The organism is Burkholderia sp. MBR-1, from assembly GCF_013822785.1.
Lineage (GTDB): Bacteria > Pseudomonadota > Gammaproteobacteria > Burkholderiales > Burkholderiaceae > Burkholderia > Burkholderia vietnamiensis.
In genome coordinates, this window is the sequence record NZ_CP053611.1 from 225,631 (window position 1) to 247,033 (window position 21,403).

22 protein-coding genes are annotated in these 21,403 nt (G+C 69.8%); 19 read left to right on the forward strand and 3 right to left on the reverse strand.

The window, feature by feature from the left end:
- Nucleotides 1–2: 2 nt before the first annotated feature.
- Genes MBR110_RS25495 through MBR110_RS25560 form a run of 14 tightly spaced genes read left to right on the forward strand, consistent with a single transcriptional unit; the run spans nucleotide 3 to nucleotide 14,887 of the window.
- Nucleotides 3–638: a membrane protein gene (locus tag MBR110_RS25495; RefSeq protein ID WP_034192765.1), complete on the forward strand. Its 636-nt coding sequence runs from the start codon at nucleotides 3–5 to the stop codon at nucleotides 636–638.
- On the forward strand, nucleotides 635–2,326 hold the full coding sequence (locus MBR110_RS25500) for an acyl-CoA synthetase family protein (protein ID WP_059561343.1): 1,692 nt from the start codon (nucleotides 635–637) through the stop codon (nucleotides 2,324–2,326). The genes MBR110_RS25495 and MBR110_RS25500 overlap by 4 nt, the downstream gene beginning before the upstream one ends.
- Complete coding sequence (locus MBR110_RS25505; RefSeq protein WP_059897290.1) at nucleotides 2,323–4,029, forward strand: glycosyltransferase family 2 protein; 1,707 nt, start codon at nucleotides 2,323–2,325, stop codon at nucleotides 4,027–4,029. Before MBR110_RS25500 ends, MBR110_RS25505 begins: the two co-directional genes overlap by 4 nt.
- Nucleotides 4,016–5,626, forward strand: a complete 1,611-nt coding sequence (locus tag MBR110_RS25510; RefSeq protein WP_041494441.1) for an HAL/PAL/TAL family ammonia-lyase — start codon at nucleotides 4,016–4,018, stop codon at nucleotides 5,624–5,626. The genes MBR110_RS25505 and MBR110_RS25510 overlap by 14 nt, the downstream gene beginning before the upstream one ends.
- The gene (locus MBR110_RS25515; protein ID WP_011880092.1) at nucleotides 5,623–6,051 is read left to right on the forward strand and encodes an acyl-CoA thioesterase; all 429 of its coding nucleotides are present in this window, start codon (nucleotides 5,623–5,625) and stop codon (nucleotides 6,049–6,051) included. Before MBR110_RS25510 ends, MBR110_RS25515 begins: the two co-directional genes overlap by 4 nt.
- Nucleotides 6,042–6,716 carry an outer membrane lipoprotein carrier protein LolA gene (locus MBR110_RS25520; RefSeq protein ID WP_105856619.1) on the forward strand — a complete coding sequence of 225 codons (675 nt, stop codon included), beginning with the start codon at nucleotides 6,042–6,044 and terminating at the stop codon, nucleotides 6,714–6,716. The genes MBR110_RS25515 and MBR110_RS25520 overlap by 10 nt, the downstream gene beginning before the upstream one ends.
- Nucleotides 6,716–9,124, forward strand: a complete 2,409-nt coding sequence (locus tag MBR110_RS25525) for an MMPL family transporter (RefSeq protein ID WP_181709664.1) — start codon at nucleotides 6,716–6,718, stop codon at nucleotides 9,122–9,124. The genes MBR110_RS25520 and MBR110_RS25525 overlap by 1 nt, the downstream gene beginning before the upstream one ends.
- Nucleotides 9,121–10,308, forward strand: a complete 1,188-nt coding sequence (locus MBR110_RS25530) for a beta-ketoacyl-[acyl-carrier-protein] synthase family protein (RefSeq protein ID WP_181709665.1) — start codon at nucleotides 9,121–9,123, stop codon at nucleotides 10,306–10,308. The genes MBR110_RS25525 and MBR110_RS25530 overlap by 4 nt, the downstream gene beginning before the upstream one ends.
- A 1-nt stretch (nucleotide 10,309) precedes the next feature.
- Nucleotides 10,310–10,813, forward strand: a complete 504-nt coding sequence (locus MBR110_RS25535) for a hotdog family protein (RefSeq protein WP_181709666.1) — start codon at nucleotides 10,310–10,312, stop codon at nucleotides 10,811–10,813.
- Nucleotides 10,810–11,535, forward strand: a complete 726-nt coding sequence (locus MBR110_RS25540) for a 3-ketoacyl-ACP reductase FabG2 (RefSeq protein WP_014725833.1) — start codon at nucleotides 10,810–10,812, stop codon at nucleotides 11,533–11,535. The genes MBR110_RS25535 and MBR110_RS25540 overlap by 4 nt, the downstream gene beginning before the upstream one ends.
- Complete coding sequence (locus MBR110_RS25545; protein ID WP_034192757.1) at nucleotides 11,535–12,764, forward strand: beta-ketoacyl-ACP synthase; 1,230 nt, start codon at nucleotides 11,535–11,537, stop codon at nucleotides 12,762–12,764. Before MBR110_RS25540 ends, MBR110_RS25545 begins: the two co-directional genes overlap by 1 nt.
- Entirely contained in the window at nucleotides 12,761–13,984 is a 1,224-nt protein-coding gene (locus tag MBR110_RS25550; RefSeq protein WP_014725835.1) for a beta-ketoacyl synthase N-terminal-like domain-containing protein, read from the forward strand. The genes MBR110_RS25545 and MBR110_RS25550 overlap by 4 nt, the downstream gene beginning before the upstream one ends.
- Before the next feature lie 32 nt (nucleotides 13,985–14,016).
- On the forward strand, nucleotides 14,017–14,442 hold the full coding sequence (locus MBR110_RS25555) for a hypothetical protein (RefSeq protein ID WP_059475435.1): 426 nt from the start codon (nucleotides 14,017–14,019) through the stop codon (nucleotides 14,440–14,442).
- A 10-nt stretch (nucleotides 14,443–14,452) separates the two neighbouring features.
- Nucleotides 14,453–14,887: a hypothetical protein gene (locus MBR110_RS25560; protein ID WP_059561352.1), complete on the forward strand. Its 435-nt coding sequence runs from the start codon at nucleotides 14,453–14,455 to the stop codon at nucleotides 14,885–14,887.
- A gap of 46 nt (nucleotides 14,888–14,933) precedes the next feature.
- On the opposite strand, the gene MBR110_RS25565 is transcribed toward MBR110_RS25560, so the two are convergent.
- On the reverse strand, nucleotides 14,934–15,653 hold the full coding sequence (locus MBR110_RS25565; protein ID WP_181709667.1) for a class I SAM-dependent methyltransferase: 720 nt from the start codon (nucleotides 15,651–15,653) through the stop codon (nucleotides 14,934–14,936).
- A 109-nt stretch (nucleotides 15,654–15,762) separates the two neighbouring features.
- Between MBR110_RS25565 and MBR110_RS25570 the strand changes: the two genes are divergently transcribed.
- Entirely contained in the window at nucleotides 15,763–17,055 is a 1,293-nt protein-coding gene (locus MBR110_RS25570) for an NAD(P)/FAD-dependent oxidoreductase (RefSeq protein ID WP_059694228.1), read from the forward strand.
- Between the two features lie 109 nt (nucleotides 17,056–17,164).
- Here the strand turns inward: MBR110_RS25570 and MBR110_RS25575 are convergent, their stop codons facing one another.
- Nucleotides 17,165–17,644: a rubrerythrin family protein gene (locus tag MBR110_RS25575; RefSeq protein ID WP_014725839.1), complete on the reverse strand. Its 480-nt coding sequence runs from the start codon at nucleotides 17,642–17,644 to the stop codon at nucleotides 17,165–17,167.
- A 219-nt stretch (nucleotides 17,645–17,863) separates the two neighbouring features.
- Here MBR110_RS25575 and MBR110_RS25580 point away from each other — a divergent pair, with 219 nt between their 5' ends.
- Genes MBR110_RS25580 through MBR110_RS25595 form a run of 4 tightly spaced genes read left to right on the forward strand, consistent with a single transcriptional unit; the run spans nucleotide 17,864 to nucleotide 20,819 of the window.
- Nucleotides 17,864–18,148 (forward strand): PepSY domain-containing protein, encoded by a 285-nt coding sequence (locus MBR110_RS25580; RefSeq protein WP_011880105.1) that lies wholly within the window; start codon nucleotides 17,864–17,866, stop codon nucleotides 18,146–18,148.
- 2 nt (nucleotides 18,149–18,150) lie between these two features.
- Nucleotides 18,151–18,774 (forward strand): cytochrome b/b6 domain-containing protein, encoded by a 624-nt coding sequence (locus tag MBR110_RS25585; RefSeq protein ID WP_014725840.1) that lies wholly within the window; start codon nucleotides 18,151–18,153, stop codon nucleotides 18,772–18,774.
- Nucleotides 18,749–19,465 carry a response regulator transcription factor gene (locus MBR110_RS25590; RefSeq protein ID WP_059603491.1) on the forward strand — a complete coding sequence of 239 codons (717 nt, stop codon included), beginning with the start codon at nucleotides 18,749–18,751 and terminating at the stop codon, nucleotides 19,463–19,465. Before MBR110_RS25585 ends, MBR110_RS25590 begins: the two co-directional genes overlap by 26 nt.
- Nucleotides 19,458–20,819, forward strand: a complete 1,362-nt coding sequence (locus tag MBR110_RS25595) for a sensor histidine kinase (protein ID WP_014725842.1) — start codon at nucleotides 19,458–19,460, stop codon at nucleotides 20,817–20,819. Before MBR110_RS25590 ends, MBR110_RS25595 begins: the two co-directional genes overlap by 8 nt.
- Nucleotides 20,820–20,877: 58 nt before the next feature.
- Here MBR110_RS25595 and MBR110_RS25600 read toward each other — a convergent pair whose 3' ends face one another.
- A complete protein-coding gene (locus MBR110_RS25600) occupies nucleotides 20,878–21,324 on the reverse strand; it encodes a hypothetical protein (RefSeq protein WP_011880109.1) in 447 nt (148 codons plus the stop codon).
- Between the last annotated feature and the right edge of the window lie 79 nt (nucleotides 21,325–21,403).

Sequence of the window (21,403 nt, forward strand, 5' to 3'; positions counted from 1 at the left end):
CGATGGCGGTGACGGGCATGCGCGCGACCACCGGCACGCGCGGTTCGCGGCGGCTGGCCGTCGCGGGCCGGGCGGTGCTGGCACTCGCCTATCCGCTCGTCATCCTGTTCGCGTGGCAGAGCATGTCGCCGCGTTACGTCGGTTGCCTGCTGGTTGCGCTGCTGTGGCTGCAGCGCACCGTCGGCAACGGGCCGTTCGCAAACGCGCTCAGACGCCTCGCGCTGCTCGACTGGTGCGTCGCCGGCGCATTGACCGCACTGTCGGTTGCGATCGCCGTCACCGACAGCGAGCGGCTTCTTCATCTGTATCCCGCATGCGTGAGCGCCGGCTTGCTGATCGCGTTCGGCGCGACGCTGCGGCACGGTCCGACCATGATCGAAAAATTCGCGCGGCTCACCTATCCGGAGCCGAGCCCTGAAATCGTCCGCTACACGCGCCGCGTGACCCAGGTGTGGTGCGCGTTCTTCATCGCAAACGGCGGCTTCTCCGTCTACACGGCGCTGTACTGGCGCCCGGCCGCGTGGGCGGTCTACAACGGGCTGGTCGCGTACGTGCTGATCGGTGCGCTGATCGCCGGCGAGTGGCTGTGGCGCAGGGCCTTCATCGCCGCCGCGCGCAAACGGGCAGGTGTCGCATGATCGCGCTGCACGAGATGCTCGCGGCCGAAGCGGACAGCGGCGCGGCCGTCTGTCGCGACGGCGCGCAGGTGCTGACGCTCGGCGACCTGCGCGCCCACGCCGACGCCATTGCGCGGCGCGTGGAGGCGAGCGGCGCGCGGCGCGTGGCGATCAGCACGGACGATCCGTTCGCGTTCGCGTGCGCGTTGTTCGCGGTAGCGGCCGCGCGCGCCGAAGCCGTGATTCCGGCCAGCAATGCGCCCGGTTATCTCGCCGAGCTGGCCCACGCATACGACCTCGTGCTCGATGCACCCGCGCTGGCCGCGTGTGCGCCGGCCGCGGGCGGCGAGGCCGCACCCGCGGCCCGCACGATCGACGCCGACGCCGCGGTGACGCTTTACACGTCGGGCAGCAGCGGCAGCGCGAAGCCGGTGCGCAAGTCGCTCGCGCAGTTCGACGCGGAGGTGCGTACGCTGCAGCGCGAATGGGCCGAGCGCGTCGGTGCGGCGGTCACGCTGTCGAGCGTGCCGCATCATCACATCTACGGATTGCTGTTCAGGATTCTGTGGCCGCTCGCGGCCGGCCGCGCGTTCGACCGGATCGCCGTGCTCGAGCCGTTGCAACTGCAGCAGCGGCTCGCCGCATACGGCGGCGGCATCGTCGTCTCCACGCCGGCGCAACTGGCGCGCTGGCCGGCGCTGCCGGGCTTCCCGATGCAGGCGCCGGCGCCTCGCGCGTTCTTCTCGTCGGGCGGCCCGTTGCCGGCCGATGCGGCAGCCGCGTATGCGAACGCGTTCGGCGCGGCGCCGCTCGAAATCTTCGGCAGCACTGAAACGGGCGGCATCGCATGGCGGCGTCAGGACGTTTCGCCCGCATGGCAGCCGTTCGCGGGCATCGGCGTGCGCTGCGACGACGACGGCGCGCTGTGCGTGCGCTCCGCGCATCTCGGCGACGATCGCTGGCACCGCACCGACGACACCGCGCAGTTCGATGCGTCCGGCCGCTTCGTGCTCGCCGGGCGGCGCGATCGCATCGTCAAGCTCGACGGCAAGCGCGTGTCGCTGCCGGAGCTCGAGGCGCGGCTGCTCGCGCACGCCTACGTCGCGCAGGCGGCGGCCGTGGTGGTCGACGGCGCGACGCGCGCGCACGTCGGCGTCGTCGCGGTATTGTCCGCGGCCGGGCGCGACGTGCTGGCCGCCGACGGACGGGTCGCCGTGGCGACCGCGCTGCGGCATGCGCTCGGCGACTATTTCGACGCGGCCGCGTTGCCGCGCTACTGGCGCTTCCTGCACGCGATGCCGTTCGACGCGCGCGGCAAATTGCCGGCCGCCGCGCTCGCGGCCGCCTTCACGGCCACGCCGGAAGGTTTCGAACTGCTCGCGTCCTGGCGCAGCGACGACGCGTTGCATTACGAGCTGCGCGTGCCGGCCACGCTCGCGCATTTCGACGGACATTTTCCGGGGCTGCCGATCCTGCCCGGCGTCGTGCAAATCGACTGGGCGGCGCGTCTGGCCGCGCGCGAGCTGCCGGCCGTGCGCGAGCTGCGTTGCGTCGAGCATCTGAAATTCAAGGCGCCGGTGCCGCCCGGCGCGGTGCTGACGCTGCGCATCGCGCATGACGCGGCGCGCGGCCGCGCACGCTTCGCGTTCCGCCGCGGCGAGCGCGAATGCACGTCGGGCGTGCTCGTCTACGAGGCGGCGGCGCAATGAGCGGCACCTGCATCGTCGTTCCGATCTACAACCATCGCGACGCGATCGGCGGCACGCTGGCGCGGCTCGCCGTGCATGGCCTGCCGATTCTGGTGGTCGACGACGGCAGCGATGCGCCGACGCAACAGGTGCTGACCGCGCTCGCCGCGCGCTACGCAGGCACGATGACGCTGCTGCGGCTGCCCGCCAACCGCGGCAAGGGCGCGGCCGTGATGGAAGGATTGCGCGCGGCGCGCGCGCGCGGCTATCGGCACGCGATTCAGATCGACGCCGACGGCCAGCACGACGCCGCCGACGTGCCGAAGTTCGTGGCGGCCGCGCAGGCCGAGCCGGACGCGGTGATACTCGGCCGGCCGCGCTTCGACGACAGCGTGCCGAAGGCGCGCCTGTACGGCCGCTATCTGACCCACGCGTGGGTATGGATCGAAACGCTGTCGCTCGACATTCCCGATGCGATGTGCGGCTTTCGGCTCTATCCGGTCGACGCGGTCTGCGAGCTGATCGACGCGGTGCCGCTGCCGACGCGCATGGCGTTCGACAGCGAAATCCTGGTGCGTCTGCACTGGCGCGGGCTCGCGTTCAGGACGATCGAGACGCGCGTGATCTACCCGGCCGACGGCGTCTCGCATTTCGACGTCTGGCGCGACAACGTACGCATCAGCGCGAGCCATACGCGGCTCGTGGCCGGCATGCTCATGCGCGCGCCGCTGCTCGTCGCGCGCCGGCTCGTCGGGCGGCGCGGCGCCGCGCCGACGGCGCGCGCACGCGCGTGGTGGCGCACGCCGGAGCGCGGCAGCCGGCTCGGCATGGCCCTGCTGGCGCTCAGCTGCCGCTGGTTCGGCAAGCGCTTCACGTCGTGCTGGCTGCATCCGATCGTCGGCTATTTCGTGCTGACGAATCGCACCGCACGCGCGGCATCGCATACCTATATCGCCCGCCTGCGCGATGCCAAGGCCGCGGCCATGCCGCAGCCCGGATGGCGCAGCGCGTACCGGCATATGCTGGCGTTCGCGCAGGCCGGCTTCGACAAGTTCGTCGCGTGGTCCGGGCGGCTCGACGAACTCGACGTGCGTTTCGACGATTCGTCCGCGTTCGATGCGCTCGCGGCGAGCGGCCGCGGCGCGCTCGTGATCGGCGCGCATCTCGGCAACCTGGAGATGACGCGCGCGCTCGCGTTGCGCGACGCCCACACGAAGGTGACCGCGATCGTCTACACCGAGCATGCGAAGCGCTTCACGGGCGTGCTCGCCGGCGCGAACCGCGACTACGGCAAGCACCTCGTCGAAGTGTCGGACTTCGGGCCGGACACGGCGATGATGATGCAGTCGCGCATCGACGCGGGCGAGCTGCTCGTGATCGTCGGCGATCGCGTGCCGCCGAACGATTCGGGCAAAACGGTCGACGCCCGGTTTCTCGACGCGACGGCCGCGTTCGCGCAGGGCCCGTACGTGCTCGCGCATGCGCTCGGCTGCCCGGTCTATCTGTTCTTCTGCCTGAAGGAGGCGCGCGGCTATCGGCTCTATTTCGAGCCGTTCGCCGAGCGCATCGAACTGCCGCGCCGCGAGCGCGCCGCGCACGTCGCGGCATGGGCGCAGCGCTATGCCGCACGGCTCGAACACTATTGCCGCAAGGCGCCCTACCAATGGTTCAACTTCTTCGATTTTTGGGCGCGGCCCGATGGAGGTCCGCGTGGCCGAGCATGAGATGAGCGACGTCGCGGCAAGCGCCGCGGCGGCAGCGGGCCGGGCGGCCGTCGTGGTCGGCGCACGGCATCTGACGATCGAGGACGTCGTCGCGATCGCGCGCGACGGCGCGCCGCTCGCACTGAACGCGGCGCCCGCCTGGCGCGCGCGGATCGAGCGCGGCGCGGCGTGGCTGCGCGACCACCTCGCGAACGGCGGCACCGTGTACGGCGTCACGACCGGATATGGCGACGCGTGCGTCGTCGACGTGCCGCCGTCGCTCGTCGAAGCGCTGCCGCTGCAGCTGACGCGCTATCACGGCTGCGGAATGGGCAACTGGTTCGACGCGACCCAAACGCTGTCGATCGTCGTCGCGCGCCTGAACTCGCTCGCGTTCGGCTACTCGGGCGTGCGCTTCACGTTGCTCGAACGGCTGGCCGACATGGTGAATCACCGCATCCTGCCGCGCATTCCGTCGGAAGGTTCGGTCGGCGCGAGCGGCGATCTGACGCCGCTGTCGTACGTCGCCGCGGCGCTGGTCGGCGAGCGTAGCGTCGGGTTCGCCGGCGGCGAGTGCGACGCGCGCGACGCGTGGCGCGCGATCGATCGCACGCCGCTGACGCTCGCGCCGAAGGAGGGGCTCGCGCTGATGAACGGCACGGCCGTGATGACGGGCCTCGCGTGTCTCGCGTTTGCGCGCGCCGACCACCTGACGCGCATGGCGGCGCGTCTGACCGCGTTGACGACCATCGCGCTCGACGGCCGCGCCGGACACTTCGACGCGCGGCTGTTCGACGCGAAGCCGCACGCGGGGCAGGCGGAGGCGGCGGCGTGGATTCGCGCCGATCTGGCCGGGCGCGACGAATTGCCGGGCCGCCGGCTGCAGGACCGCTATTCGGTCCGGTGCGCGCCGCACGTGATCGGCGTCGCACGCGACGCATTGTCGTGGATGCGCCGCGATATCGAGAACGAACTGAACAGCGCGAACGACAACCCGCTGATCGACCCGGACGAAGGCTGCGTGCTGCACGGCGGCAATTTCTACGGCGGGCACATCGCGTTCGCGATGGACGCGCTCAAGACCGCGGTGGCCAATCTGGCGGACCTGATGGACCGCCAGCTCGCGCTGCTGGTCGACGACAAGTTCAGCAACGGCCTGCCGCGCAACCTGAGCGGCGCCGCGCCCGAGCGTGCGGCGATCAACCACGGGTTCAAGGCCGTGCAGATTTCGTCTTCCGCATGGACGGCCGAAGCGCTGAAGCACACGATGCCGGCGAGCGTGTTCTCGCGTTCGACGGAATCGCACAATCAGGACAAGGTCAGCATGGGCACCATCGCCGCACGAGATTGCCTGCGCGTGCTGGCGCTCACCGAGCAGGTCGCCGCCGCGCACGTGCTCGCGACCGTGCAGGCCGTGCGCTTGCGGCTGCGTGACGATCCGCACGCGCAGCTGACGCCGGCGCTGCGCGCGTTCGTCGACGACGTGGGCCGGCAATCGCCGCTCGTGGTCGAGGACCGGCCGCTCGAAGCGGAACTGCGTGCGCTGTGCGCACGGCTCGCCGCATGCGAACCGATCGGCGCATCGCGCGACGGCATCGGGCAGGAGGAGGCGGCATGAACGAAGCTCGTCCGGCGCTGACCGCGACGGCACGCGTCGAAGTGCTGTTTCACGACGTCGATGCGATGAACGTCTGCTGGCACGGCCACTACCTCAAGTATTTCGAAAGCAGCCGCGCGGCACTGCTGCGCATGATCGACTACGACTATCCGACGATGCTGGCGTCCGGCTACATGTGGCCGGTGGTCGAGGCGCACCTCAAGTACGTGCGTCCGGCCCTGTACGGCCAGCAGCTCGACGTGCGCGCGACGCTGCTCGAATTCGAGAACCGGCTGAAGATCGGTTACGAGATCGTCGATGCCGTGTCCGGCGAGCGTTTGACGAAGGGGTATACGGTGCAACTGGCCATCGACGCGACGACGCGCGAACTGCAGTTCGTGTCGCCGCCGGCCTTGATCGAACGGGTGCGTGCGCAATGGGCCTGATGCTGCGTAACGGACGGCTCGTGACGATGTTCGCGGCCGCATGCCTGACGCTGGCCGGCGGCGCGGCCGCGGCCGTGGCCGCACCGGCGTCGGGCGCGGCGTCGCAATCCGCGAATGCCGCGCTCGTGTCGAACATCGCCGCGCGGCTTGCGCGGGTCGGCGCGATCCGCGCGGAGTTTCGGCAGACCCAGACGCTGTCGGCGATGAAGCAGCCGCTCGTCAGCACCGGCTCGATGTTGTTCGATCGCCGGGCCGGCGTCGTGTGGCGGATCGAGACGCCGTACCGGGCGACTTACGTGATCACCGACGGCGGCGTGCGCGAGGTCGGCGCGGACGGACGCCTCGTCGCAGCCGGCGGCGGTGGCCGCGGCGTCGCGCAGGTGTCGCGGATGATGCGCGACATGCTCGGCGGCGACCTGTCCGCGCTGTACGCGCAGTTCGACGTCGAAGCGAGCGGCACGCCCGAACGATGGCGGATGGTGTTGCGGCCGAACCAGCCGCAGCTCGCGCAGGCGGTGCGCGTGCTCGAAATGAGCGGCGGCGCGTATCTGGGCCGGCTCGACATGACCTTCGCGAACGGCAACGCGAGCGCGCTGGAGTTTGCTCGGCCGACGCCGGTCGACGCACCGGCGCCGGCCGAGCGCGCATGGCTGGAGGCGCGCTGATGAGCACGGCGCGCGACGTGAGCGGCGGCGCACCTGCACGCGCGCGACGGCGCATGCTGTGCGGCGCGTGGCTGCTCGTCACGCTGGCTGCCGCGGCGATCATCCTGTGGCGCTTCAGCGGCCCGTCGCCGCTGCAGACGAACCTGCTCGCGCTGCTGCCGGCGACCGAGGCGAACCCGGTCGCGGAACGCGCGGTCGATCTGCTCGGCGATGCGCTCGGCAACCGCACCGTGTTCCTCGTCAGCGACCGTGACGCGGCCCGCGCGAAGGCCGCCGCGAAACGCTTCGGCGCGCGGCTCGCCGCGAGCGGCGCATTTCGTTCGGTGACCGTCGAGGTGCCGCCGTTCGACCTGTCGCAGATCGCGGCCACCTACATGCCCGCGCGCTTCGGCTTGCTGACTGATGCCGATCGCCGGTCGCTGGAGCGCGGCGACCCCGCGCTCGGCGAGCAACTGACCCGGCGCCTCTATGCGCCGCCGGCCGACGGCCTGCAGACGCCCGTGGCCGACGATCCGTTCGGCTGGCTGCAGCACTGGCTCGGCGCGCTGCCGCTGGCGGCGTCGGATCTGTCGATGGAAGACGGCATGCTGGTGTCGCATCGCGACGGCGCGACCGGCGTGCTCGTGATGACCTCGCTGCCGGGGTCGGCCTATGAATCGACGGTGCAGCACGCGGTACGCGTCGCGACGGACGATGCGCAACGTGCGCTCGTGGCCGACTTCGCCGGCGTTCGCGTCGACCGCGCCGGCGCCGTGTTCTACGCGCAAGCGGCGCGCGCGAGCGCCGAGCGCGACGTGCACGTGATCGGCGCGGTATCGCTGGCCGGCATCGCGCTGCTGCTGATGAGCGTGTTCCGTTCGCCGCGCCTGCTGGTGCTCGCGTTTGCGTCGACCGCGTTCGGCATCGTCTGCGCGCTCGCGGCGACGCTGCTCGTGTTCGGCAAGCTGCACCTGCTGACGCTGGTGTTCGGCGTGAGCCTGATCGGCGAGGCCGTCGATTATTCGATCCAGTATTTCGTCGCGTATCTGTCGGCGGGGCCGCAATGGGATGCGCGCCGCGGCGCGGCGGCGGTGAGGCCGGCGCTCGCGGTCGCGCTCGCGACCAGTCTGCTCGGCTACGCGATCCTGATGTGGGTGCCGTTCCCGGCGCTCAAGCAGATCGCGTGCTTCGCGATCGTCGGCATCGCCTGCGCGTTCGCCGCGGTGACCGGCTTCCTGCCGCTGATGCTGACACGGCCGCCGCGGCGCGTGCCGGCGCGCGTGTTCGCGAACGCGGCCCGCTTGCTGCGCGGCTGGCAGTCGCTGCTGGCCGGCCGGCGCGCGGTGGCCGTCGCCGTGCTGGTGGCGCTGGTCGCCATCCCGGGCTGGGCGCTGTTGAAAAGCGACGACGACGTTCATCTGCTGATTCAGCGCGACGCGGACCTCGCGCGGCAGGAAAGCAGCATTCGTGCGGCGGTGGGCCTCGCGAACACCGCCCAATTCTTCGTCGTTCAGGGCGCGTCCGACGAACAGGTGCTCGAGCGATCGGAGGCGCTGATCGGCGCGCTCGATGCGCAGCGGCTCGGCCGCGTGCAGTCGATCGCGACGTTCGTGCCGTCGGCGCAGCGGCAGGCGCGCGACCGTGCGGTGCTCGCCACGCAGGTATTCGCCGACAGGGCCGCGTTGCGCGCGACGCTCGCGCACGCGGGCTTTCGCGACGAGGTCGCCGACGCGTGGCTGCGCGCGTTCTCCGCCGACGCCGCGGCGACGCTGTCGGTCGACAGCTGGCTCGCGGCGCGCTGGTCGGCGCCGTTCCGGCATCTGTGGCTCGGTCGAATCGACGGCGGCGCCGGCCCGGTCAGCGCGGCGCTCGCGATTCCCGAGCGCGTCGATGCGGCGAACGTCGCGACGTTCGCGGCCGTCGCGCGCACGTTGCCGGGCGTGTCGTGGGTCGACAAGGCCGCGAGCGTGTCGAGCCTGTTCGGCGCGTATCGCGTCGATAGCGGCCTGTGGCTGGCCGGTGCGCTCGTCGTGGTCGCCGCGCTGCTGATGTGGCGCTACGGCGTGCGCGGCGGCATCGCGACGACGTTGCCGGTCGTGTTCGCGATTGCGTTGACGCTCGCCGCGTTCGGCTATGTGCGCGTGCCGCTCACGCTGTTCAACTGGCTCGCGCTGATGCTGGTGCTCGGCGTGGGCGCGAACTACGCGGTGTTCCTGCGCGAAGGCTGCATGCGCGACGCGGCCGGCCTGGGCGCCGTATGGACCGGCGTGCTGCTGTCGGCGGCCACGACGCTGCTGTCGTTCGGCATGCTCGGCGCGAGCGCGATGCCCGCGCTGCGCAGCTTCGGCACGACGCTCGCGCTGGGCATCGTCTTTTCGGTGCTGTTCGCACCGCTCGCCACGCCATCCGGCCAGGAGCGCCGCGCATGAATTCGACTCGTACGGCCGTCTACCTGTCGGCGCCCGGCATGATCAACGCGCTCGGCGCCACGACCGACGCGATCGTCGACGCCCTGGGCCGCGGAGTCGCGCCCGGAATGGCGCCGCGCGCCGATGCGCCGGCCGGCGGCTGGGTCGGGCGCGTGACCGCGCCGCTCGAGTGCGCGCCGCCGGCCGCGCTCGCGCATTTCGACTGCCGGAACAATCGGCTGTTGCTCGCGGCGCTCGCGCAGATCCAGCCGCTGGTCGATGCGGCGATCGCGCGTTACGGCCCGCGCCGGATCGGCGTCGTGATCGGCACCAGCACGTCCGGCGTCGACGCGGCGGAACACGCGCTCGCACGACGTGCCGCGACCGGCGCGATGCCCGCCGGCTTCGATTACCGGCAGATGGAGATCGGCACGGCCGCGCCGTTCGTGCGCGCGGTGCTCGGCGTGACCGGGCCGGCGTACACGCTGTCGACGGCCTGCACGTCGAGCGCGAAGGCATTTGCGGCCGCGCGCCGCCTGCTGCAGCTGAAGATCTGCGACGCGGTGATCGTCGGCGGAGCCGATTCGCTGTGCGAGCTGACGCTGCAGGGCTTCGCGTCGCTGGAATCGGTCAGCCCCGGCCGCACCAATCCGATGAGCCGCAACCGCAACGGCATCAACATCGGCGAAGGCGCCGCGCTGTTCGTGGTGAGCCGCGACGAAGCGGCGATCCGGCTGGCCGGCGTCGGCGAGTCGAGCGATGCGCACCACATCTCGGCGCCCGACCCGGCCGGCCACGGCGCGGAAGACGCGTTGCGCGCGGCGCTCGCGGACGCCGGCGTGGCGGCATCCGCGATCGGCTACGTGAATCTGCACGCGACGGCGACGCGTCTGAACGACGAAATGGAAGCCAACGTCACCGCCCGGGTGTTTCCGCACGGCGTGCCGGCGAGCGGCACCAAGCCGCTGACCGGCCACATGCTCGGTGCGGCGGGCGCGACCGAGCTCGGCTTCGGCTGGCTGACGCTGGCGCGCCGGATCGCGCTGCCGGCCCACGTGTGGGACGGCGAGCACGACCCGGCGCTGCCGGCGCTCGACCTCGTGCGCGACGAACGGCGGCTGGCCGGCGACGCAGCGGGACGCTACGTGATGAGCAATTCGTTTGCATTCGGCGGCAGCAATGCCAGCCTGATTCTGGGGGCCTGACATGGATGCCGGACCATTGACCGATGCGCTGCACGCGGGCGCGGACATCGCGGTCGGCGACGTACCGGAGGTGTTGCCGCATCGCGGCACGATGCTGCTGCTCGATGCGATCGAGCGCTGCTCGGAAACCGGCATCGAAGTGCGCGCGACCGTGCGCCGCGACGCGTGGTATGCGGACGGCAACGGCGCGATGCCGGCATGGATCGGCATCGAGCTGATGGCGCAGGCGATCGCCGCGCACGTCGGCCTGCTCGCCGCCCATGAGGGCGGCCGCGCGAAGCCCGGCGTGCTGCTCGGCGCGAACCGCTATGTCGCGCATCGCCCGGCGTTCGGCGCGGATACGGTGCTGCGCATCGTCGCGCGCGAACTGCTGCGCGGCGACGAAGGGCACGGCGCGTACGACTGCGCGATCCATGCCGACGGCGGCTGTTACGCGGAAGCGGTCGTCAAGGTGTACCAACCGCAGGACTTTCAATCTTTCATCGAAGGGAGCTTCAATTCATGACTCGGCGAGTTCTCGTGACAGGCGCGAGCCGCGGCATCGGCCGCGCCGTGGCAATGCGCGTGGCGTCCGACGGTTTCGCCGTGACGGTTCATTGCCGCAGCGGGCGCGCGGACGCGGAGGCCGTCGCCGAGACGATTCGCGCGCAGGGCGGCACGGCGAGCGTGCTGCAGTTCGACGTGCGTGATCGCGCGGAATGCCGGCGTGCGCTGGAAGCCGACGTCGCAGCGAACGGCGCGTACTACGGCATCGTCTGCAACGCGGGCGTGACGCGCGACGGCGCGTTTCCCGCGCTGTCCGAAGAGGACTGGGACATCGTGATCGAAACCGGCCTGGACGGGTTCTACAACGTCGTTCATCCGCTGACCATGCCGATGGTGCGGCTGCGCGGCGGCGGGCGCATCGTGACGATCGCATCCGTGTCGGGCGTGATGGGCAATCGCGGCCAGGTCAATTACAGCGCCGCGAAGGCCGGCCTGATCGGCGCGACCAAGGCGCTGGCCGTCGAGCTGGCATCGCGCAGGATCACGGTCAACTGCGTCGCGCCCGGCCTGGTGGATACCGGCATGCTGGGCGAGGTGCCGCTCGAGCACGCCCTGAAGACGGTGCCGATGGGCCGCGTCGGTCAGCCCGACGAAGTCGCGGCGGTGGTGGGCTTCCTGATGTCGGATGCGGCGAGCTACGTCACCCGGCAAGTGATCGGCGTCAACGGCGGGATGGTGTGATGAAGCGAGTGGTCGTGACGGGGATGGGCGGCGTGACCGCCTTCGGCCAGCACTGGCACGAGATCGACGCGCGCCTGCGCGAGCGGCGCAATGCGGTGCGGCGCATGCCGGAATGGGATTGCTACGAAGCGCTGCATACGCGGCTCGCGTGTCCGTTGCCGGCGTTCGAATTGCCGAAGTCCTATCCGCGCAAGAAGACGCGCTCGATGGGGCCGGTGTCGATGTATGCGGTGCGCGCGAGCGAACTGGCGCTGGCGGACGCGCGGCTGACCGACGATCCGACGATCCGCGACGGCCGGATGGGCGTCGCGTACGGGTCGTCGTCGGGCTCGGTCGAGCCGATCCGCGCGTTCGGCACGATGATCGAAACGGGCTCGATGCGCGACGTCACGTCGAACAGCTACGTGCAGATGATGCCGCATACGACCGCGGTCAACGTCAGCCTGTTCTGGGATCTGAAAGGGCGCATCGTGCCGACCTCGTCCGCGTGCGCGTCGGGCAGCCAGGCGATCGGCTACGCGTACGAAGCGATCGCGACGGGCAAGCAGGCGCTGATGCTCGCGGGCGGCGCGGAAGAACTGTCGGGCCCCGCGGTGGCGGTGTTCGATACGCTGTACGCGACCAGCACGCGCAACGATACGCCCGACCTGACGCCGCGTCCGTTCGATGCGGCTCGCGACGGCCTGGTGGTCGGCGAAGGCGCGGCGACGCTGGTGCTCGAGGAATACGAACACGCGAAGGCGCGCGGCGCGACGATCCACGCCGAGATCGTCGGGTTCGGCTGCAATTCCGACGGCGCGCACATCACGCAGCCGACCGCCGACACGATGGCGATCGCGATGCGGCTCGCACTCGGCGATGCGGGGCTCGACGCCGGCGCGATCGGCTACGTCAACGCGCACGGCACGTCGACCGACCGGGGCGACGTGGCCGAGAGCCATGCGACGGCGTCGGTGTTCGGCGAGCGCATGCCGATCAGTTCGCTGAAGAGCTATGTCGGCCACACGCTCGGCGCGTGCGGCGCGCTCGAGGCGTGGTGGACGATCGAGATGATGAAGCGCAACTGGTATGTGCCGACGCTCAATCTCGAGACGGTCGATCCGGCCTGCGCGTCGCTCGACTACATCGTCGGCGACGCTCGCCCGATCGATGCGGAATTCGTGATGAGCAACAACTTCGCGTTCGGCGGGATCAACACGTCGTTGATCTTCCGGCGGATGGCGCCGTGACGACGCGCGTCGTCGTCACGGGGCTCGGCATCGTGTCGTGCCTCGGCAATTCGCTCGATGAAGTGGCGGCCGCGCTGCGCGCCGGCCGCTCGGGCGTGACGCGCGTGCCGGCGTGGCGCGACCGCGGCTTTCGCAGCCAGGTCGCGGGCGTGGCGTCCGTTGCCGCGGCGGCGCGCTTCGCGCGCAAGCACGAACGCTTCATGGGCGACACGGCGCGCTTTGCCGCGCATGCGGCCGCGGCCGCGCTGGACGATGCGGGCCTCGACCCGGCCGGGCTGCGCTCGCCGCGCGCCGGCGCGATCGTCGGCTCCGGCATCGGATCGATCGCCGATTACGACGACGCGATGGCCGTCGCGCAGCAGCGCGGCATCGACCGGACGCCGCCCTACGTCGTGCCGAGAGCGATGAGCAGCACGGCGTCGGCATGCGTGGCGCAGCTGTACGGCATCGAGGGCGTGTCGTACTCGCCGTCGTCCGCGTGCACGAGCGGCGCGCTCGCGATCGGCCACGCGACGCAATTGATCCGCCACGGCTGCCAGGACATCGTACTCGCCGGCGGCAGCGACGCGCTGCACGACAACATGACGTTGATGTTCGACGCGATGGGCGTGCTGTCGAGCGGTTTCAACGACACGCCGGACAGCGCGTCGCGCCCGTATGCGCTCGACCGCGACGGCTTCGTGATCGCGTCGGGCGCGGGCCTGCTCGTGCTCGAATCGCTCGACCATGCGCGCTCGCGCGGCGCGCGGATTTATGCGGAGGTGAGCGGGTTCGGGCAATGCACGGACAACGCCGGCATGGCGACGCCGCATGCGCGCGGCATCGCCCGCGCGATGCGCGATGCGGTCGAAGCCGGCGGCGGACGGCGCCCCGACTACGTCAATACGCACGCGCCGTCGACCCAGCCCGGCGACGTCGAGGAGTTGCAGGCGCTGCGCGACGTGTTCGGCGCCGACGTACCGGCGTTCTCGTCGACGAAAGGAATGACGGGCCATCCGCTCGGCGCGAGCGGCGCACATGAAGCGATCTACACGATGCTGATGATGCGCGACGGTTTCGTCGCGGGAACGGCCGTCGCCGGCCGACCCGATCCCGCTATCGCCGGCATGCCGCTCGTGCGCGACGCGCGCGACGCGACGATCGGCCGCGCGCTGTCGGTTTCGTTCGGCTTCGGCGGCAGTTGTACGAGTGTGTTGTTGGACGCCTGGAAGGGCGATTGATCTGAACCTGATGAGCTGAGAGGGCGATAACCATGAAACAAGCAGGACTTCTGGCCGGCATGCTGGCCGCGGCCGCGTTGCTGACGGGGTGCGGCACGGTGGTGCGTTCGCTGCCTTTGCCGGCAGCGGCGACGGCGGCGGACAGCAGCGGCGTCGCGGTCTACTTCGGTGCACAGCCGCATCCGGACGTGAAGGCCGTCATCGGCCCGCATTCGGCGTCCGTGCGCGTGCAGCGCGGCACGCTGAACGAGCAGCCGACGTGCGAGCTGGCGCTCGCCGAGGCATTGAACCGCCTTCGCACCTATGCGAAGAATCATGGCGGCGACGCGGTCATCAACGTGACGACGCGCTTTCACGAGAACCAGTCGAATTCGACCACCGGCTATACGTGCGGCGTGAGCCCCAGCGCGGGCGCGATCGCCGTGTCGGGCGATGTCGTGAAACTGAACGCCCGATAACGGAGTACCGATGAAACATCGCATGGCACTGGCGTTGCTCGCCGCGTCGTTTGCTGCCCCGGCCGCCTACGCGCGCGACACGATCGACACCTATCCGATCGACAGCGCACTGACGAGCGAGCCGGGCAAGGTCGACGACAGCATCGCGCTGTATTTCGGCGATCGGCCGCATCCGCGCGTGCTCAAGTCGTACGGGACGTTCGCGACCAACAAGAAGACCAACGCGTTCGGCAAGAGCGACGAGGCCGCGTGCCAGCACGTGTTCCTGTCGGCCGTGATCGAGCTTCAGGCGCGTGCCAAGCAGGAAGGCGGCAATGCCGTCATCGGCATCAACAGCAACTATCGGAACGTGTTGCACTCGAGCACGAGCGCGTACACCTGCGGCGCCGGCGCATTCGTGGCCGGCGTGGCGCTGACGGGCGAAGTCGTGAGGTTGAAGCGGTAACGCGCGTCGATCTGCAACGGGCCGCCGCGAGGCGGCCTCGTCGGGCTCAGGCAGGCTTGCGTGCGGCGACGTTGACGAGCGTCTCACGACGCTTGCCGGGCTTCGGCGTGTACAGGCCGATGCGCTCGAGCAGGCCGAAGTCTTTCGCGCGGCTCCACCACAGGTACGGGAACGACACGTTGCGGGCGTCGAAACCGAAGCCGGCATCGCGCAGCATCGCGAGGTAGCCGTCGGCGCTTTTCTGAACCTGCATCGGGTGGCGGAACAGCAGCCGGATCACCCACGACTTGATGTACGCGTCGGTCGATTCGGCGAACAGCAGCACGCCGCCCGGTTTCAGTACGCGGCGAAACTCGGCCAGTGCCTCGTCCTGATGAACGAGGTGGTGAAAGGTCTGGTGGCAGAACACGACGTCGACGCTCGAATCGGCCAGCGGAATCTGCGTGCAGTCGGCCCGATGCAGCTCGACCGGCGTGGCGCAGCGGCCGGCTTGTTGCGTCGCTTGCGCGAGCGATTCGTCGTGGCAGTCGACCCCGATGATCTTGCCGGGCGCGAACGCCTCGCTCAGCAGCCGGAACGACTTGCCCTGGCCGCAGCCCGCATCGAGGAGCACCGGCGCGGCCGGCAGCGGCGCGGCGAGGAGCCGCTTCAGGTCGGCGATCGCCACCCTGAGCACGTGATGCTCCCAGGTGTGCGTGCGCAGAAACCAGACGCCGAAGCGGGTTTCGGAAACATAGGCGGGAGCGTGCGTGCGGTGGGACGTCATGGGCCTTGGTCGGAATCCGGGATTTGTTTGGCGCCCATTGTAGTTTGCAACGCCATGTTGCGGCGTGAGAAACGTAAGATACCCAATCAATCGAAATGAACGGGCAAGCATGAACGAAATGAAATCGAATTCGGTCGACGTCGCCATCATCGGCGCCGGGCCGTCCGGCGCCGTCGCCGCCGCGCTGCTGCGCAATGCGGGCCGCTCGGTGCTCGTGCTCGAGCGCCAGCATTTTCCGCGCTTCTCGATCGGCGAGAGCCTGTTGCCGCAGAGCATGCGGTATCTCGAAGAGGCCGGCATGCTGCAGGCCGTCGTCGAGGCCGGCTTCCAGTTCAAGAACGGCGCGTATTTCGTTCATCGCGACCGGATGTCGTCGTTCGATTTCCGCGACAAGTTCTCCGACGGCTGGGGCACGGCCTATCAGGTCGAACGCGCCGCCTTCGACGATCTGCTGATCCGCTGCGCGGAGAAGCAGGGCGCGCAGGTGCGATTCGGTCATACCGTGCGTGCGTTTCACGCCGGCGATACGCCGCGGCTCGACGTGGTCGACGAGGCCGGCCACGAATATTCCGTTCAAGCGTCGTTCGTGCTCGACGCGAGCGGCTTCGGCCGCGTGCTGCCGCGGCTGCTGGGGCTCGAAGCGCCCACCGGCCTGCCGACGCGGGCGGCGATCTTTTCGCATGTCGAAGATCGTTTGCCGGCCGGCTCCACCGATCGCGACAAGATCTGCATCGCCGTGCATCCCGAGCGGCGCGACGTCTGGTTCTGGATGATTCCGCTGACCAACGGGCGCTCGTCGGTCGGCTGCGTGGCCGATGCGGCGTTCCTCGACGTGCCGGAAGCGGAACAGGAAGCGCTGCTGCGCGAATTGCTGCAGACCGAGCCGACCTTGTCTCGGCTGGTCGGCAGCAAGCCGTTCGTGATGCCGGTGCGCCGCATCTGCGGCTATGCGTCGAACGTCGAGTCGCTGCACGGCCACGGCTATGCGCTGCTCGGCAACGCGGGCGAGTTTCTCGATCCGATCTTCTCGTCGGGCGTGACGATCGCGCTGCGCTCGGCCCATCTGGCGGTCGCCACGCTGGAACGGCAGCTGCGCGGCGAGACGGTCGACTGGGCACGCGATTACGACGTCGCGCTGCGCAAGGGCATCGACACGTTCCGCGCGTTCGTCGAGCGCTGGTACTCGGGCGCGCTGCAGGACATCGTGTTCCACGAAGACAAGGCATCCGACGTAAAGCGCATGGTGTGCTCGATCCTGGCAGGGTACGCGTGGGACGAGACGAATCCATTCGTTCGGGAGCCGGCGCGCGGCCTCGATATCCTCGCGCAATTGTGTTGCCCGACGGGGGCGTCCGGCAACGCCGCTCAAGCGGCGACGCCGGACGGGGCGCGACGCCGTTGAATCCGACGGCGTTCCTGCTCGCACAAGCACGGCGTTTCCGCTCCCCGAAGCGTCGCAATCTTCCCGCGAGGAGCAGGACGCAAAGCGGACCGGCGCGAATGCGCGGGCGTTACTTGCTGGCCGTCCGCAGTTTCTCGCTCGCCGCGCGGAACGCGGCGTAGTGATCGCCCTCGTCGGCGGCGATCTGCCGGAACATCGCGGCCACTTTCTTGTCGCCGGCCGCATCGGCCTGCTCCGCGAACTTGACGTACATCTTGGTGTTCTCGTAGTGCTCGCCGGCCATGCCGTCGGCGAGGTTGGCCTCGTCGGACTTCGCCAGATTCAGCGCTTCCGCCTCGCGTGCGAAGTGCTCGTTGGCCTCCACGTTCGCGCTCTCGTCGAACAGCTTCGCGATCTCCGGGTGGCCGCTCTTGCGCGCATGCTCGGCGTAGGCGAGGTACTTCAGGTGCGCGTAGGCCTCGCCGTGCATCGCGGCCTCGAGGTTCTGCTTCGTCTGGTCTTTCAACGGACCGTCGGCGAACGCGGGAGCCGCGACGAACGAAAGCGCCGCCAGCGCGGCGACGGGCATCTGTTGCTTGAAGCGTTTCATGATCGGTATCCTTTTCGGGAACGTCGCCGACCGTGGCGACACCGACCATGTTGTCGTGCAGGATTGACAATGTCCTGACGTGCGCCACGACGTGCAACGACCATCGGTGTGTGACGACGCGCATCGGCGCGGGTTTGTCAGGACATGGTCAGAAGGCGTCTCTAAGCTTGGCGATGAGCGCGCCTTGCGCTCGCCGTTTCAGGCAATAGGAGCCGCAACATGAATCGCAACCGCATCGGCAGCATCGTCGCTATCATCCTGCTGGGCAGCATCGCGGGCCAGGCCGTCGCCAGCCCGACCTGCACGCGTCAGCCCGAATCGCAATGGCTGAGCGAGACGGAGATGCAGAAGAAGATCAGTCAGATGGGCTACAAGGAAATCAAGGTGTTCAAGAAAACCACGTCCGGTTGCTACGAGATCTACGGTCGCACGGCCGACGGCCGCAAGGCCGAGGTCTATTTCAATCCGGTGACGGGCGCGGTCGTCGAAAGCAACGTGGACTAGCCATGCTGCCGCTGCATCGTCACGACACGCAGATCACTCCCGCCGCCGCCGGACATGACGCGAACGCGCGGTCGATCCCGGTGTGGGACCTCGTCGTGCGCATCTTTCACTGGAGCGTCGTGGCCGGCGTGCTCGCGAACTACGTGTTTCTCGAAGCCGGCAAGGCGCCGCACCGTTACGTCGGCTACGCGGTGGCCGGCGCGCTCGCCGTGCGCGTCGTGTGGGGCTTCGTCGGCAGCACGCACGCGCGCTTCGCGGACTTCGTCACGACGCCGCGCGCGGCGGCGATGCACATCGCGAGCGCTGCAACCGGGCGCGATCGCCGCTATGTCGGCCACAACCCGGCGGGCGGCCTCATGATGCTCGCGCTGATGGCGCTGCTCGCCGCCGTCTGCATCACGGGCTGGATGCAGGGCCTCGACCGCTTCTGGGGCGAGCAATGGCTTCAGACCACGCATGCGTTGCTCGTCGACGCCGTGCTGGTCATGGCGGCGCTGCACGTGACGGCCGCGGTAGTGGAGAGCCGCCGACATCGCGAGAACCTCGTGCTTGCGATGGTGACCGGGCGCAAACGCGCAGCATCTGAAACGGACGTCGATCATGCGGCTGCTGCTCGTCGAAGATAACGCCAGGCTCGCGTCGCTGCTCGCCGACGGGCTGGCGAAGGAAGGCTTCGCGGTGGACTGGTGCGCGACACTCGATCTCGCGACGCGTGCGTTCGCGTCGACCCCCTACGACCTGGTGCTGCTCGATCTCGGCATGCCGGACGGCAACGGCGTGACCTTCGTGAAGGCGCTGCGCCGCGGCGGCCATACGGTGCCGGTGCTGATCATCACGGCGCGTAGCAGTCTGGACGACCGCGTGATCGGGCTCGACTCGGGCGGTGACGACTACCTGGTCAAGCCGTTCGAGCTGCGCGAGCTGACGGCGCGGTGTCGTGCGCTGCTGCGCCGGCCGGGCGCGTGCCTCGGCACCACGCTTGCGGTGGCCAATCTCGAACTCGATACGGCGGGGCGGGAAGTGCGCGTCGCGGGGCGCGTCGTGCCCGTGCCGCCGCGTGAGCTGGGGCTGCTCGAATGCCTGATGCGGCGGGTGGGCCATGTGGTCACGAAAGGCGCGCTCGAGGATTCGCTGTACGCGCTCGAAGCCGAGGTCACGCCGAACGCGCTGGAGGCAGTGGTGTCGCGCTTGCGGCGCCGGCTCGCCGCGGCGCATGCGCAGGTCGCGTTGCACACCGCGCACGGGATCGGCTACATGCTGACCGGCACATCCGCGTCCGCGTCGGACGACGGCGACGAAGCGCAGCGCAATGGTTGACGGGGCGGGCACGCGGGTGCGGCGACGCCACACGCTGTTCTTCACGATCTCCGTGCGGCTGGCCGTCGTCGGTTGCATCTTCATGCTGGTGCAGTTGCTCGCCGTCATGTGGATGTACGTGCGCAACCCCAACGAGCTCGATCAGTTGCTGATCTCGGCCGAGGCGACCCGCATCGCGCGCGCCATCGCCGCCGACGGCGCGGATGCCGGCCTCGCGCGATCCGCGGATCTCGCGCAGCCGCTCGCGCCCTACACGCGCCGCGCGTTCGTCGTTCACGAGAAGGGCGGCGCGATCGTCGCGCGACATGACGACGGCGAGGTGCGGATCGAACAGGAGGCGCCCATGTCGTTCCTGGTGATCCGCACGCAGCGCGAAACATGGGGCGACCGCTTTCTGCTCACGGGCACGCGGCGCGTGACGGTGGCCGACCGCCCGTACTGGGTGACGGTGGCGATCGCCGGCCGCGGCTTCAAGCCGTTCGTTCCGGTGATCTTCGACGAGATCCGCTTCCATGTCTTGCTTCCGCTCGCGCTGCTGTCGGGCTTGCTGCTGCTGTTCAACTTCAGCGTGGTGCGCAGCACGCTGAAGCCGCTCGATGAAACGATTGCCGCGGTGGATCGCATCGATCCGGCGCAGATCGCCACGCGCATAACGGATGCGACGCCGCTGTGGGAGGTGCAGGCGCTGGTCGGATCGGTGAACCGCATGCTCGACCGGCTGCAGCTGTCGGTGGAAACGCTGCGCGAGTTCGCGGGCGACGCTGCGCACGAGTTGCGCACGCCGCTGGCGATCCTGATGCTCGGCATCGGAAGCCTGCCCGACGGAGAGACGAAGACGAAGCTCACGCGCGACGCGCAGCGAATGAAGCGGCTCGTGGACCAGATGCTCGACATGGCGCAGGCGAGCACGGTCGAAATTGCCGCGGACGATCGCGTCGACCTCGGTGCGCTGGCGCGCGACGTTTCCACCGACCTGCTGCCGCTCGCGGTGGCGCGCGGCCGTTCGATCACGTTCGTCGATGCAGGCGGCGCGACGATCCGCGGTCACACGGAAGCGCTCGGCCGGGCGCTGCGCAACGTGATCGAGAACGCGCTCGAGCATACGCCGAGGGGCACGACGGTCGAGGTGGTGAGCGGGCCGGGCAGGTGTTGCTCGGTCCGCGACCACGGCCCGGGGGTTCCGGCGCGCGAGCGCGCGAGAATATTCGATCGCTTTTATCGGGTCGACCGGAGTCGCAACGCAGGCGCGGGGCTCGGACTCGCGATCGTCGCGACGATCATGGAAGCGCACGGCGGCTGGATCGAAGTCGACGATGCGGCGGATGGCGGCGCGTTGATGCGTCTGCGGTTTTAGGGCGGCCATGCGGGCGCGGCGTAGCGGGGATGCCGACGACATGCACGCTCGCTTGCATTCACGCCGCCTGTCGCGCGACGCCGAGTGCGAGCGCCGCCTTCGCGAGCAGCCGACGCAAACGCTCGGTGGCGGTCGCGACCGCGTGAAGCGGCGCGCGCGCCAGTTGCCGATCGTGCAGCGTCAGCAATTGCGCGACGTGCCCGTGGTCCTGCGCATCCATGCGCCATTCGCCCGTGGTGTGGCCGCGGTCGGTGCATCGGCGCAGCGCCGCTTCCATCTCCGCGAACGCGGCCTGGTCGCCGTCCCCATAGCCGGCTTCGTGAAGAAACTCGGCCAGGAACAGGATCTCGACGAGCCGCGAGAGCTGCCGCTCGTTGCCGTGGCCCGCACGGATCGCGGCCAGCACGAGGTGGTACTCGAGCGATTGCCGGTCGACCGTCGCACGCGGCGTCGGCAGCAGCATGGCCTTGTTGCGCGAGCGAACCGGCGAACGTCGAAGCGTCATCGTGCGGGATCCTTCAGGCGGAACATCGGACCGCGAATAGCCATGCACCGGCGCATGCCGCGTATGCGGAGCGGCCGAG

Coding starts and splice junctions, on each gene's coding strand:
- MBR110_RS25565 (WP_181709667.1), bottom strand. CDS start 15,653: ATGACGTCCCACCGCACGCACGCTCCCGCCTATGTTTCCGAAACCCGC.
- MBR110_RS25500 (WP_059561343.1), top strand. CDS start 635: ATGATCGCGCTGCACGAGATGCTCGCGGCCGAAGCGGACAGCGGCGCG.
- MBR110_RS25540 (WP_014725833.1), top strand. CDS start 10,810: ATGACTCGGCGAGTTCTCGTGACAGGCGCGAGCCGCGGCATCGGCCGC.
- MBR110_RS25535 (WP_181709666.1), top strand. CDS start 10,310: ATGGATGCCGGACCATTGACCGATGCGCTGCACGCGGGCGCGGACATC.
- MBR110_RS25555 (WP_059475435.1), top strand. CDS start 14,017: ATGAAACAAGCAGGACTTCTGGCCGGCATGCTGGCCGCGGCCGCGTTG.
- MBR110_RS25575 (WP_014725839.1), bottom strand. CDS start 17,644: ATGAAACGCTTCAAGCAACAGATGCCCGTCGCCGCGCTGGCGGCGCTT.
- MBR110_RS25600 (WP_011880109.1), bottom strand. CDS start 21,324: ATGACGCTTCGACGTTCGCCGGTTCGCTCGCGCAACAAGGCCATGCTG.
- MBR110_RS25580 (WP_011880105.1), top strand. CDS start 17,864: ATGAATCGCAACCGCATCGGCAGCATCGTCGCTATCATCCTGCTGGGC.
- MBR110_RS25560 (WP_059561352.1), top strand. CDS start 14,453: ATGAAACATCGCATGGCACTGGCGTTGCTCGCCGCGTCGTTTGCTGCC.
- MBR110_RS25525 (WP_181709664.1), top strand. CDS start 6,716: ATGAGCACGGCGCGCGACGTGAGCGGCGGCGCACCTGCACGCGCGCGA.
- MBR110_RS25590 (WP_059603491.1), top strand. CDS start 18,749: ATGCGGCTGCTGCTCGTCGAAGATAACGCCAGGCTCGCGTCGCTGCTC.
- MBR110_RS25520 (WP_105856619.1), top strand. CDS start 6,042: ATGGGCCTGATGCTGCGTAACGGACGGCTCGTGACGATGTTCGCGGCC.
- MBR110_RS25570 (WP_059694228.1), top strand. CDS start 15,763: ATGAACGAAATGAAATCGAATTCGGTCGACGTCGCCATCATCGGCGCC.
- MBR110_RS25495 (WP_034192765.1), top strand. CDS start 3: ATGGCGGTGACGGGCATGCGCGCGACCACCGGCACGCGCGGTTCGCGG.
- MBR110_RS25515 (WP_011880092.1), top strand. CDS start 5,623: ATGAACGAAGCTCGTCCGGCGCTGACCGCGACGGCACGCGTCGAAGTG.
- MBR110_RS25545 (WP_034192757.1), top strand. CDS start 11,535: ATGAAGCGAGTGGTCGTGACGGGGATGGGCGGCGTGACCGCCTTCGGC.
- MBR110_RS25505 (WP_059897290.1), top strand. CDS start 2,323: ATGAGCGGCACCTGCATCGTCGTTCCGATCTACAACCATCGCGACGCG.
- MBR110_RS25530 (WP_181709665.1), top strand. CDS start 9,121: ATGAATTCGACTCGTACGGCCGTCTACCTGTCGGCGCCCGGCATGATC.
- MBR110_RS25585 (WP_014725840.1), top strand. CDS start 18,151: ATGCTGCCGCTGCATCGTCACGACACGCAGATCACTCCCGCCGCCGCC.
- MBR110_RS25595 (WP_014725842.1), top strand. CDS start 19,458: ATGGTTGACGGGGCGGGCACGCGGGTGCGGCGACGCCACACGCTGTTC.